The organism is Microbacterium sp. (genome assembly GCF_031180975.1).
GTDB lineage: Bacteria > Actinomycetota > Actinomycetes > Actinomycetales > Microbacteriaceae > Microbacterium.
In genome coordinates, this window is the sequence record NZ_JAPSLI010000001.1 from 414,531 (window position 1) to 429,062 (window position 14,532).

8 protein-coding genes and 1 tRNA gene are annotated in these 14,532 nt (G+C 67.6%); all 9 read right to left on the minus strand.

The genetic code is table 11. The annotated features are described in order from the left end of the window. Positions 1-11: 11 nt before the first annotated feature. The 9 genes from RIF65_RS01930 to RIF65_RS01970 all read right to left on the minus strand — a co-directional run bounded on the left by RIF65_RS01930 (position 12) and on the right by RIF65_RS01970 (position 14,466). Positions 12-1,043 (minus strand): LacI family DNA-binding transcriptional regulator, encoded by a 1,032-nt coding sequence (locus RIF65_RS01930; protein WP_309064507.1) that lies wholly within the window; start codon positions 1,041-1,043, stop codon positions 12-14. A 278-nt stretch (positions 1,044-1,321) separates the two neighbouring features. Continuing rightward, positions 1,322-1,402: transfer RNA gene (locus tag RIF65_RS01935), tRNA-Tyr, on the minus strand. Between the two features lie 87 nt (positions 1,403-1,489). Continuing rightward, positions 1,490-2,410, minus strand: coding sequence for a PfkB family carbohydrate kinase (locus RIF65_RS01940; protein ID WP_309064506.1), 921 nt, complete (start codon positions 2,408-2,410; stop codon positions 1,490-1,492). 167 nt (positions 2,411-2,577) lie between these two features. Then, entirely contained in the window at positions 2,578-6,453 is a 3,876-nt protein-coding gene (gene rpoC / locus RIF65_RS01945) for a DNA-directed RNA polymerase subunit beta' (protein ID WP_309082483.1), read from the minus strand. A 73-nt stretch (positions 6,454-6,526) separates the two neighbouring features. Then, positions 6,527-10,030, minus strand: a complete 3,504-nt coding sequence (gene rpoB, locus RIF65_RS01950) for a DNA-directed RNA polymerase subunit beta (RefSeq protein WP_309065811.1) — start codon at positions 10,028-10,030, stop codon at positions 6,527-6,529. A gap of 265 nt (positions 10,031-10,295) precedes the next feature. Further along, positions 10,296-10,610: a hypothetical protein gene (locus RIF65_RS01955; protein WP_309065812.1), complete on the minus strand. Its 315-nt coding sequence runs from the start codon at positions 10,608-10,610 to the stop codon at positions 10,296-10,298. A gap of 153 nt (positions 10,611-10,763) precedes the next feature. Continuing rightward, entirely contained in the window at positions 10,764-12,467 is a 1,704-nt protein-coding gene (locus RIF65_RS01960) for an ABC transporter ATP-binding protein (RefSeq protein ID WP_309065813.1), read from the minus strand. A 20-nt stretch (positions 12,468-12,487) separates the two neighbouring features. Beyond that, complete coding sequence (locus RIF65_RS01965; RefSeq protein WP_309065814.1) at positions 12,488-13,462, minus strand: ABC transporter permease; 975 nt, start codon at positions 13,460-13,462, stop codon at positions 12,488-12,490. Continuing rightward, on the minus strand, positions 13,462-14,466 hold the full coding sequence (locus RIF65_RS01970; protein WP_309065815.1) for an ABC transporter permease: 1,005 nt from the start codon (positions 14,464-14,466) through the stop codon (positions 13,462-13,464). The genes RIF65_RS01965 and RIF65_RS01970 overlap by 1 nt, the downstream gene beginning before the upstream one ends. Between the last annotated feature and the right edge of the window lie 66 nt (positions 14,467-14,532).

The window sequence follows — 14,532 nt, forward strand, 5'->3', positions numbered from 1 at the left end:
GGGAAAGCTCATCAGCGGAGTAGTGATCCGACTGATGAACGCAAGCGCAGCGGGCAGTCGATCTCGACCTTCGCGTTGTCGATCGCGCTGCCCGCTGTGAGCGAGGTGAGCATGCTCACCCCGCGGGCGCCCATTTCCTCGAAAGGAAGGGCGACAGTCGTGAGGCCCGGGCGCAGGGATTCCGCGAGGAACTGCTGATCGTCGAATCCCACGATCGAGAGGTCCTCCGGGATCCGGATGTCGCGTTCCTTCGCGGCATCGTAGACGCCCATGGCCATGCGGTCGTTGCCGCAGAAGATCGCGGTCGGCGCGTCGTCGCGCTCAAGCAGTTCGACACCGCCGCGGTAGCCGCTTTCGGTCGAGCCGTCACCTGCGACGATCAACTCCTCGTCGAGGGTGATACCCGCCTCCGCGAGTGTGCGGCGGAATCCGTCCAACCGGCCCACCTGTGCAGGGATGCCCGGCTCCAGAGTGACGTGGCCGATGCGCTGGTGACCGGCCTCGATGAGGACCTGCGCAGCAGTGCGTCCGCCGCTGACCTCGTCGGGCACGATGCTCGGCAGAATGCCCTTTGCGTCGAAGCAGTTCACGAGGACACACGGCACGTCGTATGCGTTCGGCGGCACGACGACCGGGCGGTGCCAGGTCGCGGCGATGATCACACCCTCGACGCGCTGCTCGAGCAGCTTCTCGATCGCCGCGGACTCCATCTGCCACTCATCATCGCTCGGAGCGATGAGCAGGAATCTCTCCTCGGCCCACGCCTGCTGCTGCGCCCCACGGATCACCTGAACCGCCAGGGGGGAGGTCACGATCTCGGTGACCAACCCATACCAACCGCTCCGCTGCCGCGCGAGACCCCGGGCGGCGGCGTTGGGGCGATAGCCGCGGTCGGCGGCGATCCGCCGCACCCGAGCACGCGTCGCCTCCGGGATCGCGACGTCCTCGCGGTCGTTCAGCACGAACGACACCGTCGCACGGCTGACACCCGCCTCTTTGGCGATATCCGCCATCGTGACGGCCCGCGGGCGCGCAGTGGGCATTTCGGACTCCTTCGTCGCGCCGACTTTCCGACGCTGCGATCAACTTACCCGAGTTACTAACGCGCGTCAACAAGTTTTCTCAACATTCTCGGGACGGCACGACGCGGCCGCTGCGCTCCCCGGCCCGGCGCGTGTCCCTTCGCGCGGACTTGTGCGCTTCCCTCGGATGCCGTCCGCGCGAAGCGCACATCTCCGAGCAAAGGTCTCGCTGAGCAAAGTCGAGCACCACCCGGATACGACTGAAGGCCCCCGCTTCGCGGAGGCCTCCAGACATTCGGTGGCAAGTGAGGGATTCGAACCCCCGAAGCTTACGCGGCTGATTTACAGTCAGCTCCCTTTGGCCGCTCGGGCAACTTGCCAGTGCACACCCGTCCGGCTTGTTCAGCCAACCGGGGGCGCGAAGATCCATCATACCCGCCCAGAGCGGTGGGTATGAAATCGGGGAGTCAGCTGCCGAACACCCCGCGTTCGGCATCCACCAGCGACTCCGGCGTGCGCAGCAGCCCGCCCTCCGACCGGCAGGTCGCGGCGGCGACGGCCATCGCCCGCTCCAGCAGCTCCTGCCAAGCGTCGGGCGTCGTGGGCGGTGCCGTCATCAACCCGGCCACGGCGGCCGCGAGCGTGGCGTCGCCGGCGCCGACGGTGTCGACGATGGGGCCGGGCAGCTCTGCGATGGGAGCGGTGAAGACCCCGGCATCCGTGTCGAGGATCGCGCCGAGCGAGCCGGCCGTCGCCAGCACCGCCTCCGTGCCCAGCTCGCGCAGCCGGCGCCGCAACGCGTCGAGGTCGCCGTCGTACAGCAGCGTCGCGTCGTCGGAGCCGACCTTCACCAGCTCGGCGCGTACGGCCAATCTCTCGAAGCTGCGCACGAACATGCCGCGGTCCCGCATCATCCCTGAACGCGGGTTCGGGTCGATCACCAGGCGCGACCCTTCGACCGCCTCCGCCAGCGCGTCCGCCTCGGTTTCCACATCGAACGGGAAGCAGCTCACCACGACGATCTCCGCCGCCGAGATCGCCTCGCGCGCCTCCTCGCCGAAGCGGATGCTGCGCTTGCGAGCGGCCTTGTTGAAGAAGTACTCGGGCTCGCCGCTCCAGTTCCGCTGCACCACGGCGCGGGACGAGCCGTGTTTCGCACGGCTCTCGATGAGCCGCACGCCGTGGTCGTGCAGGTACTCCCGGATGTGATCGCCTGCGGCATCCTGACCCACCATCGCGATCAGCGTGGCGGGCACGCCCAGACGGCGAAGGCCGACGGCGACATTCAGCGCCGCTCCCCCGACCAGTTCCCGCACACCTCCGGCATCCCGGATCTCGTCGATCAGTGCATCGCCGATGACGACCGCACCAGACTGCTCAATGTCCATCCGGCGAGGATATCGCGCCGGATGGCTCATTCGCTCGGGGCCCTTCGACGAGCTCAGGGACCCAAGCCGCCGACCGCTCGAGGAACGGAGAAGGCCCCGGGTTCCGAAGAACCCGGGGCCTCAATCGGCTCGGCCAAGCGAGCAAGCTCGCTCCGCTCTCGCCTCAATCAGTTGTACGAGCCCGGCGTGATGTCGTCCGTCGAGAACGCGTCGAAGTCGACGTAACCGAAGTCGCCGTCGGCGTACGCACCGTCGGATGCGAAGATCCGGTTCGGGTAGCGCTCGCTCTTGGCCTCCTCGGTCGCCTCCACCGTGATGTTGCGGTACTTGGAGAGACCGGTTCCGGCCGGGATGAGCTTACCGATGATGACGTTCTCCTTGAGACCGACCAGCGGGTCGCGCTTGCCCTCCATGGCGGCCTGCGTGAGCACGCGGGTCGTCTCCTGGAAGGACGCGGCCGACAGCCACGACTCGGTCGCCAGCGACGCCTTGGTGATACCCATCAGCTCCGGACGACCCGACGCGGGACGCTTGCCCTCGGCCACGGCCTCGCGGTTGATCTGCTGGTAGCGCTTCAGGTCGACCATCTCACCCGGCAGCAGGTTCGTGTCGCCGTGGTCGACGACCGTGACCTTGCGCAGCATCTGGCGCACGATGACCTCGATGTGCTTGTCGTGGATCGGCACACCCTGCGAGCGGTACACGCCCTGCACGCCGCCGACCAGGTACTTCTGCACCTCGCGGGCACCCATGACACGCATGACCTCCTTGGGGTCGAGCGTGCCGACCTGCAAGGGCTGACCGACGGTGACGTGCTGGCCGTCCTCGACGAGAAGCGTCGCACGCTTCAGCACCGGGTACACCACCTCTTCGTCGCCGTTGTCGGGCGTCAGGATGACCTTCTTGGCCTTCTCGGTCTCCTCGATCGTGATGCGGCCGTCGGCCTCGGCGATCGGGGACGCACCCTTCGGGGTACGCGCCTCGAAGAGCTCCTGCACACGGGGCAGACCCTGGGTGATGTCGTCGGCCGACGCGGAACCACCGGTGTGGAAGGTACGCATGGTCAGCTGAGTACCGGGCTCACCGATCGACTGGGCCGCGATGATGCCGACGGCCTCACCGATGTCCACCGTCTTGCCGGTCGCGAGCGAGCGGCCGTAGCACTGCGCGCAGACACCGACGGCCGAGTCGCAGGTCAGCACGGAGCGGACCTTGATGTTCTCGACACCCAGCGCCACGAGCTTGTCGATGAGCACGTCGCCCACGTCGTCACCGGCGGATGCCAGGACCTCGCCGGCCTCGTTCACGACGTCGGCGGCCAGCGTACGGGCGAACACGGAGTTCTCCACGTTCGCGTCGCGCACCAGCTCGCCCTGCGAGTTCGGCGCCGCGATCGGCAGCTCGAGACCCTTGGTCGTGCCGCAGTCCTCCTCGCGGATGATGACGTCCTGCGAGACGTCCACCAGACGACGGGTCAGGTAACCCGAGTCGGCGGTACGCAGAGCGGTGTCGGCGAGACCCTTGCGGGTACCGTGCGTCGCGATGAAGTACTCCGCCACCGACAGACCCTCGCGGTACGAGGAGATGATCGGACGCGGGATGATCTCACCCTTGGGGTTGTTCACCAGACCACGCATACCCGCGATGTTGCGGATCTGCAGCCAGTTACCACGGGCACCCGAGGACACCATGCGGTTGATGGTGTTGTCCTTCGGGAAGTGCTCCTTCATCGCGGCCTGGACCTCGTCGGTCGCCTCGGTCCAGATCTTGATGAGCTCCTGACGACGCTCGGCGTCGGTGGTGAGACCCTTCTCGTACTGCGCCTGGACCTTCGCGGCCTGCTTCTCGTAGCCGGCGACGATCTCGGCCTTGTTCGGCGGGGTGAGGATGTCGCTCAGCGCGACGGTCACACCGGAACGCGTGGCCCAGTAGAAACCGGCATCCTTGATGCGGTCCAGCGTCGCCGCCGTCTCGACCTTGGGGTACTCCTCGGCCAGCTTGTTGACGATCTGCGACAGCTTGCCCTTGTCGGCCACGCCGCGCACGAAGGGGTAGCCCTTCGGCAGCGCGTCGTTGAAGATCGCCTGACCGAGCGACGCGTCCACGAGACCGTGGCGCTCGTAGCCCTCGGGTGCCTCACCCTCGAGGAAGGTCAGACCCGGGATGCGGATGCGGACCTTCGCCTGCAGGTCGAGGGTGCCCTCGTCCTTGGCCAGGATCGCCTCGGACACCGAGCCGAACGCGCGCCCCTCGCCCTTCGCACCCTCGACCACGGTGGTCAGGTGGTGCAGGCCGATGATCATGTCCTGCGAGGGCAGGGTCACCGGGCGGCCGTCCGACGGCTTCAGGATGTTGTTCGACGCGAGCATCAGCACGCGGGCCTCGGCCTGAGCCTCGACCGACAGCGGCAGGTGCACGGCCATCTGGTCGCCGTCGAAGTCCGCGTTGAAGGCGGCGCAGACGAGCGGGTGCAGCTGGATGGCCTTGCCCTCGACGAGCTGCGGCTCGAACGCCTGGATGCCGAGACGGTGCAGGGTGGGTGCACGGTTCAGCAGCACCGGACGCTCGCGGATGATCTCCTCGAGCACGTCCCACACCTCGGGACGGGTGCGCTCGACGGCGCGCTTGGCGGCCTTGATGTTCTGCGAGTGGCCGAGGTCGATCAGACGCTTGATGACGAACGGCTTGAACAGCTCCAGAGCCATCTGCTTGGGCAGACCGCACTGGTGCAGCTTCAGCTGCGGGCCGACGACGATGACCGAACGGCCGGAGTAGTCGACGCGCTTTCCGAGCAGGTTCTGGCGGAAGCGACCCTGCTTACCCTTCAGCATGTCGCTGAGGGACTTCAGGGCGCGGTTGCCGGTGCCGGTGACGGGACGACCGCGACGGCCGTTGTCGAACAGGGCGTCGACGGCCTCCTGCAGCATCCGCTTCTCGTTGTTGACGATGATCTCGGGCGCGCCGAGGTCGATCAGACGACGAAGACGGTTGTTGCGGTTGATCACGCGACGGTACAGGTCGTTCAGATCGGAGGTCGCGAAGCGGCCACCGTCGAGCTGCACCATCGGGCGCAGCTCCGGCGGGATCACCGGCACGACGTCGAGCACCATGGCGGCCGGGCTCATGCCGGTCTCCAGGAACGAGCTGACGACCTTCAGGCGCTTGATCGCACGGATCTTGCGCTGGCCCTTGCCCTCCGAGATCTGCAGACGCAGGCTCTCGGCCTCGCCGGCCAGGTCGAACGACTCCAGGCGCTTCTTGATCGCCTCAGCGCCCATGTGCGCCTCGAAGTACTGGCCGAACCGGTCCTGCAGCTCGTGGAAGACGTCGTCCTCCGGACGGAGCGCGCCCACCTCGAGCGTGCGGAAGTCCTCCCACACGCGTTCGAGCTTCGCGATCGCGTCGTCGGCGCCCTTGCGGATCTGCGCCATCTCCTTCTCGGCGGCGTCCTTGACCTTCTTCTTGGCGTCGGCCTTGGCGCCCTCCGCCTCGAGAGCGGCGAGCTCCTCCTCCAGCTTGGCCAGGCGCTCCGCGATCTTGGCGTCGCGGCGGTCGCCGAGCGTCTTCAGCTCGAGACGGATGTTGTTCTCCTGCGTGGCCAGGTCGCGGTGACGAGCGTCCTCGTCGACCGAGATGACCATGTAGGCGGCGAAGTAGATGACCTTCTCGAGGTCCTTCGGCGCCATGTCCAGCAGGTAGCCGAGGCGCGACGGGACACCCTTGAAGTACCAGATGTGGGTGACGGGGGCGGCGAGCTCGATGTGGCCCATGCGCTCACGGCGCACCGAGCTCTTCGTGACCTCCACGCCGCATCGCTCGCACACGATGCCCTTGAAGCGGACACGCTTGTACTTGCCGCAGGCGCACTCCCAGTCGCGGGAGGGTCCGAAGATCTGCTCGCCGAAGAGGCCGTCCTTCTCCGGCTTCAGCGTGCGGTAGTTGATCGTCTCCGGCTTCTTGACCTCGCCGTACGACCATCCGCGGATGTCGTCAGCAGTGGCAAGGCCGATCCGAAGCTCATCGAAAGTAGTTGCGTCGAGCACTAGTTCTCCTGTGTAGAAAAGTTTTCAGTTCTGGGCCGCTCGATGGAACGAGCGGCCCTGAGCGTGCCTGCGATCAGATCTCGTCGATCGATGCGGCTTCGAAACGGCTGGAGATGTTGATGCCGAGCTCCTCCGCAGCGCGGAAGGCCTCGTCATCGGTGTCACGGAGGTTGACCGCCGTGCCGTCGGCCGAGAGGACCTCGACGTTCAGGCAGAGCGACTGCATCTCCTTCATGAGCACCTTGAAGGACTCGGGGATGCCCGGCTCCTGGATGTTCTCGCCCTTGACGATGGCCTCGTACACCTTGACGCGGCCGAGGATGTCGTCGGACTTGATCGTGAGGAGCTCCTGGAGCGCGTACGCGGCGCCGTAGGCCTCGAGGGCCCACACCTCCATCTCACCGAAGCGCTGGCCACCGAACTGGGCCTTACCGCCGAGCGGCTGCTGGGTGATCATCGAGTACGGACCGGTCGAGCGGGCGTGGATCTTGTCGTCCACCAGGTGGTGGAGCTTCAGGATGTACATGTAGCCCACCGAGATCGGCGCCGGGAACGGCTCGCCGGAACGACCGTCGAACAGCTGCGTCTTGCCCGAGGAGTCGATCAGACGCTCGCCGTCGCGGGTCGGCAGGGTCGAGTCGAGCAGACCCGAGATCTCCGCCTCGCTGGCACCGTCGAACACCGGGGTGGCGACCTTCGTGTTCGGAGCGACGTCGCGCGCCTCCTCCGGCAGCTTCGCCGCCCACTCCGGGTTGCCCTCGATCTTCCAGCCCTGCTTGGCGATCCACCCGAGGTGGGTCTCCAGCACCTGGCCGAAGTTCATTCGACCCGGGATGCCGAGCGGGTTCAGCACCACGTCGACCGGCGTGCCGTCGGCGAGGAACGGCATGTCCTCGACGGGCAGGATCTTCGCAATGACGCCCTTGTTGCCGTGACGGCCGGCGAGCTTGTCGCCCTCGGTGATCTTGCGCTTCTGAGCGATGTAGACGACGACGCGGCGGTTGACGCCCGAGCCCAGCTCGTCGTCGCCCTCCTCTGCGTTGAATTCCTTGACGGCGATGATCGTGCCCTGCTCACCGTGCGGCACCTTCAGGGAGGTGTCGCGGACCTCGCGGCTCTTCTCGTTGAAGATCGCGCGGAGCAGGCGCTCCTCGGCGCTCAGCTCGGTCTCACCCTTCGGCGTGACCTTGCCGACGAGGATGTCGCCGGGGCGGACCTCGGCGCCGATGCGGATGATGCCGCGCTCGTCGAGGTCCTTCAGCAGCTCGGGGCTGACGTTGGGGAGGTCACGGGTGATCTCCTCCTTGCCCAGCTTGGTGTCGCGGGCGTCGACCTCGTACTCCTCGATGTGGATCGAGGAGAGGGTGTCGTCCTTCACCAGCTCCTGGCTGAGGATGATCGCGTCCTCGAAGTTGTGACCCTCCCACGGCATGAACGCCACGAGCAGGTTCTTTCCGAGGGCGAGCTCGCCGTTCTCGGTGGCGGGGCCGTCGGCGATGACCTCGCCGACCTCGACGCGCTCACCGGCGGAGACGATCACACGCTGGTTGTAGGAGGTGCCCTGGTTGGAGCGGTCGAACTTGCGCAGGTGGTACTCCTGCGTGCCGCCCTCGTCGAGCATGACCACGACCTTGTCGGCCGAGACCTCGGTCACCACACCGGCCTTCTGCGCGGTGACGACGTCACCGGCGTCGATGGCGGTGTAGCCCTCCATACCGGTGCCGACCAGTGGCGACTCGGAACGGAGCAGCGGCACGGCCTGACGCTGCATGTTGGCGCCCATGAGCGCGCGCTGCGCGTCGTCGTGCTCGAGGAAGGGCACGAGCGAGGTCGCGACCGAGACCATCTGGCGCGGCGAGACGTCGATGTAGCCGATCTCCTCGGGGAGGAACAGGTCGACCTCACCGCTGCCGCCGCGAGGGCGGGCCAGGACGTGGCTCTCGGTGAAGCGGCCGTCCTTGTCGAGCGGCGCGTTCGCCTGCGCGATGTTGAACTCGACCTCCTCGGCTGCCGTGAGGTAGTCGATCTGGTCGGTGACGCGGCCGTTCTCGACCTTGCGGTACGGGGTCTCGATGAAGCCGAACGAGTTGATGCGCGCGAACGTCGCGAGCGCACCGATCAGACCGATGTTCGGGCCTTCCGGGGTCTCGATCGGGCACATGCGGCCGTAGTGCGACGGGTGCACGTCCCGGACCTCGACGCCGGCGCGGTCACGGCTCAGACCACCGGGGCCGAGAGCCGACAGACGGCGCTTGTTGGTCAGACCCGCGAGCGGGTTGTTCTGGTCCATGAACTGCGACAGCTGCGAAGTGCCGAAGAACTCCTTGATCGCGGCCACGACGGGGCGCACGTTGATCAGGGTCTGCGGGGTGATCGCCTCGATGTCCTGCGTGGTCATGCGCTCGCGGACGACGCGCTCCATGCGGGACAGACCGGTGCGGACCTGGTTCTGGATCAGCTCACCCACCGCGCGGATGCGACGGTTGCCGAAGTTGTCGATGTCATCGGCGGCGATGCGGATCTGGGTCTTCTTGCCCGAGCGGATGCCCTCGAAGCTCTCGTCGCCGCGGTGCAGACGCACCAGGTACTTGATGGTGGCGACGATGTCCTCGACGGTCAGCACCGAGTCGGTGAGCGGGGTGTCGAGGCCCAGCTTGTGGTTGATCTTGTAGCGACCCACCTTGGCCAGGTCGTAGCGCTTCGGGTTGAAGTAGAAGTTGTCCAGCAGCGCACGAGCAGCCTCGGCGGCGACCTGCTCGCCCGGACGCAGCTTGCGGTAGATGTCGCGGAGCGCGTCCTCCTTGGTGAGGATGGTGTCCTTCGACAGGGTCTCCTCGATGGAGGGGAAGCCGGCGAACTCGGCGAGGATCTCCTCGCTGGTCATGCCCAGCGCCTTCAGGAAGACGGTGACGGACTGCTTGCGCTTGCGGTCGATGCGCACGCCGACCTGGTCGCGCTTGTCGATCTCGAACTCGAGCCAGGCGCCGCGGCTGGGGATGACGCGGGCGGTGACGATGTCCTTGTCGCTGGTCTTGTCGGGGGTCTTGTCGAAGTAGACACCCGGCGAGCGCACCAGCTGCGAGACGACGACGCGCTCGGAGCCGTTGATGATGAACGTGCCCTTGTCGGTCTGGAGCGGGAAGTCGCCCATGAAGACCGTCTGCGTCTTGATCTCACCGGTGAGGTGGTTCATGAACTCGGCCTCGACGTACAGCGGAGCGGCGTAGGTCTTGCCGCGCTCCTTGCACTCCTCGATGGAGTACTTCTCCGGCTCGAGGTACGGGTTCGTGAACGAGAGCTGCATCGTCTCGGCGAGGTCCTCGATCGGGGAGATCTCCTCGAAGATCTCACCCAGACCCGAGATCTCGGAGACGTCAGTGCGGCCTGCGGCCTTGGCCTCGGCCACGCGCGCCTTCCAGGCGTCGTTGCCGACGAGCCAACCGAAGGACTCGGTCTGCAAGGCGAGGAGGTCGGGGACAGTCAGCGTGTCGGAGATCTTGGCGAACGAGAGGCGGGATGCTCCGCGTCCGTTCTTGGGGGTGGTGGTGGATGTGGATGCGTTGCGAGCAGCAGCCAAGGGAATAACCTCCGTCGGCCCGGGCAGGGCCAGTCGATTCCTTGTCGTCGGTGGAGTGCGCGCTCGAGTCCACCCCGCATGCGCACTTCGCTCTCAAGGAGCGGGGCATGCGACGACTGCCGACCACCATATGAGGGCAGGGAGAAACGAACGCAAAGTACCACTATAGACGCTTCGACGCGCCATGTCCACCGAGGTTCTTGACGATCGCGCTCGGCTGCGGTATCGGGGCCGCTCTCCCCACCTCATCGGATGCTGCGGCTGATCACTCCGTGTGCGCGACGTTGCCGCGACAGTTCTCCCCCGGGCTCAGCGGCAGCATGTCCTTCAGGCCCGCCGCCACGTACTGGCCGTAGCTCTGCACGTGTCCGTCGGTGACCATGTCGTCGTCGAGCTCCGGCAGCGGGTTCATCTCCACGTCGTCGGGAAGGTCGCGACCCGAGAAGTGACACGCGGAGTGCGCCTTGTCGCCGCCCTTGATGTCACCGCCCTGCCCGTTGTACTCCCCGGCCATGGCCGCGCCGCTGCTGCCCAGCACGAGCATCAGTCCCAGCGCAGCGCCGATCATCGTCTTCTTCATATGCGTCCCCAACCCCAGTGGAATCACCGGCCGACTCCCCCAGCGGCCGCATGCGGCGATGATCGCCGCACAAGCCAGGTTTAGACCCGCGAGGCGGGCGACCACAAGGCCTTCTGCGATCAGCGCGCCGACGGGTCGATCAACCGCGGTCCATCATGATGCGATGTTGAGCTCGTTGCCGGGGATGGATGCCAGCAGCCGGCGCGTGTACGGGTCGCGCGGGTTCGTGAAGATCTCCTCGGAGCTCGCCGCCTCCACGAGCGCGCCGTCCTTCATGACGCACACGTAGTCGCTGATCAATCGCACCACGGCGAGGTCGTGGGAGATGAACAGGTAGCTGAGTCCGTACTCGCGCTGCAGGTCGCCGAGCAGGGTGAGGATCTGCGCCTGCACCAGCACGTCCAGCGCCGACACGGGCTCGTCGCACACCACCAGATCGGGCGACAGCGCCAGCGCCCTGGCGATCGCGACCCGCTGGCGCTGCCCGCCGGAGAGCTCGGACGGGTAGCGCTGCAGCATCGACTGCGGCAGCGCCACGTCGTCGAGCAGCTTGCGCACCCGGGCGCGGCGCTCGGCCCTGCTCCCCCGCTTGTAGAACTCCAGCGGCTCCGCGATCAGCCGCTCGATCGTGAACATCGGGTTCAGGCTGGAGTAGGGATCCTGGAACACCGGCTGCACGCGCTGGCGGAACTCCCGCGCCTGCGCGCGGTCGAGCGTGGAGATGTCCTGCCCCTCGAAGCGGATGCTGCCGGCGGAGGGCTCGATGAGCTTGAGCAGCATCCGGGCGGTGGTGGTCTTGCCCGAACCGGACTCGCCGACGATCGCCACCGTCTCGCCGCGCGGGATGGCGAGCGAGACGTCGTCGACCGCGACGAAGTCCTCGCGGCGGCCGCGGACCGGGTACACCTTGCGCAGGTTCTCGATCTCCACGATGTTGTCTGCGCCTTTCGTCACTTCGGCTCGCTCCGCTCGCTCAGTGCGGCGCTCGCCTTCGGCGCGCTCAACGGCCGGCGCGGTGCGGAAGGCCTCCGGCCGCAGGCGCGCGGCGGCGATCGAGGGCGCTGCCTTGACGAGGCTCTGCGTATACGGATGCTGCGGGTCGTCGAGGATCTGCCGCGCGGGCCCCTGCTCGACGACGCGGCCGCGGTGCATCACCACCACCCGCTGCGCGCGCTCGGCCGCGAGGCCGAGGTCGTGCGTGATCAGCAGCACCGCCGTGCCGAGCTCGCGAGTCATCTCGGCGATCTGGTCAAGGATGGTCTGCTGCACCGTCACGTCCAGCGCACTGGTCGGCTCGTCGGCGATGAGCAGCCGCGGCCGGCAGGCCAGCCCGATGGCGATGAGCGCGCGCTGCCGCAGACCTCCGGACAGTTCGTGCGGGTACTGCGCGGCGCGCCGCTCCGGATCGGGCAGACCCGCCGCCGACAGCGCCTCGACGACCTTCGCGCCGACATCCTTCCGGGTCGCGAGCCCGTGCGCGAGCAGCGTCTCCGCCACCTGCGTGCCGACCTTCGCGACCGGGTTCAGGTTCGACATCGGATCCTGCGGCACCATCCCGATGTCGCGCCCACGGATGCGGCGCAGCTCGCCCTCCGGCATCCCGACCAGCTCTCGCCCGTCCAGGCGGATGCTGCCGGCCGACACGTGCCCGCCCGACGCGAGCAGCCCGATCACGGCCATCGCCGTCGTCGACTTGCCGGACCCGGATTCACCGACGATCGCGACGGTCTCGCCCGGGGCGATCTCGAGATCGACGTCCTCGACGGCGTGCACGACGCCGTCCATGGTGCGGAAGTCGACCGCCAGGCCGGACACCTGCAGCAGCGGAGCCGCCTGCGGCGGGAGGGATGCGGTCATTCGCTCGTCCTTCATCGGGGTCATCGCGCTCTCGTCCTCGGGTCCATCGACTCGCGCAGCGCCTCGCCGAACAGCGTGAAGCCGAGCGCGGTGACGGCGATGCAGATGCCGGGCAGGAACGCCAGCCACGGCGCGATGGCCAGTTCGTTCTGCGCGTACGTCAGCATGCGTCCCCACTCGGCCGTCTCCGGCCGGCCGCCGCCGAGGCCGAGGAACGACAGCGCGGCGGCGTCGATCACGGCGGTGGCGAGCGTCAGCGTGCCCTGCACGATCACGGGCCCCACCGCGTTCGGCAGCACGTGCGACATCGTGATGCGGCCGCGCCCGAGACCGAGCGTCTGCGCCGACAGCACGTACTCCGCCGAGCGCTGTTGCAGCATCGAGGCGCGCAGCAACCGGGCGAAGATCGGCACCTGCGACGCTCCGATCGCGATCATCACCGCCGAGGGCGTCTGCCCAAGGATGGCGGCGATGGACACCGCGAGCAGCAGGTTCGGCACTGACAGGATGATGTCGACGAGCCGCATGATCACGGTGTCGACCCAGCCGCCGAATGTGCCGGCCAGCAGGCCCAACAGCATCCCGCCGATCAGCCCCAGCGCGGTGGAGATGATCCCGACCAGCAACGACGCCTGCGCGCCCCAGATGAGCTTGGACAGCACGTCGCCGCCGAAGCGGTCCAGCCCGAGGGGGAAGCCGTCCACCTCGCCAGGCCCGGGGATGTGCGTCGGGGTGATGTGCCTGGCGCCGGGCAGCGCGGTCTCGGGGTACGGGGCCAGCACCGGGGCGAGCACGGCGATCAGCAGGAACAGCACGACGATCACGGCGCCGACCCAGGCGGTGGGGTTGCCGCGCAGTCGGCGCAGCACGTCGTGCCAGAACCCGCCGCCGCCCTTCATCTCCAGCTGGGCGACGGAGATCGTGTCGACCGCGTCGCCGCCCTCGGCGGGCCCCTGGCCCAGCGGTCCCTGTGCGGGTGGGAGCACGGCGCTCATCACTGGACCCTCACTCTCGGATCGATCAGGCTGTACGACACGTCGACGGCCAGGTTGATCAACGCGTAGGCGATCGCGATGAAGATGATGAAGCCCTGCAGCACCGGGAAGTCGCGGGCGAAGATCCCGCGCGCCAGGAACGACCCGATGCCCGGGAAGGCGAACACCGTCTCGGTGAGCACCGCCCCCGAGATCAGCAGGCCGGTCTGCAGGCCGATGGTGGTGACCACGGGCAGCATGGCGTTGCGCAGGATGAACCGGCTTCGCAGCGTCTGCGGGGTGACGCCCTTCGCCTTGCCGGTGCGCACGTAGTCGGCGTTCTGCACCTCCAGCACGCTCGCCCGTGTGATCCGCACGATGATCGCCAGCGGGATCGTGCCGAGCGCGAGCGCCGGCAGGATCAGGTGCGCCAACGCGTCACCGGCGGCGTCGAACTCGCCGGTGATGATGCCGTCCCAGACGTAGAAGCCGGTGACGTGCGTGGCGTCGATGCGCGGGTTCTGCCGCCCGTCGGACGGCAGCCAGCCCAGTTCGACGGCGAAGACGTACTTCAGGATGAACGCCAGGAAGAACACCGGGATGGTGATGCCGACCAGGCTGAACACCACGGCGCCGTGATCGGACCACTTCCCGTGGCGCCGGGCCGCCCAGTACCCGAGCGGCACGCCCACGCCGACTGCGAAGATCAGCGCCAGGACGCTGAGTTCGATCGTGGCGGGGAAGCGCCGGAAGAACTCCTCCACGACGGGGCGAGAGGTGACGATGGACGACCCGAAGTCGCCCTGCAGCAGCCGACCGATCCAGGTGAAGTACTGCTCGTACAGCGGCCGGTCGAAGCCGTAGAGCTCGTTGACGCGCTCGACCGCGTCGGGGGTGGCCCGCTCGCCGAGCAGCGCGATCGCCGGGCCGCCCGGGAGGGCGCGGACCCATGCGAACAGCAGGATGCTGAGGCCGAGAAGGGTGGGAATGAGGAAGAGCAGTCGCCTGCCGATGGTTCGCAGCACAGAGTCTCCAGTCGACCCGGACGCCCTTCCCGGTCGTCGAGCGAGCAGCAAAGCTATGACGGCGAT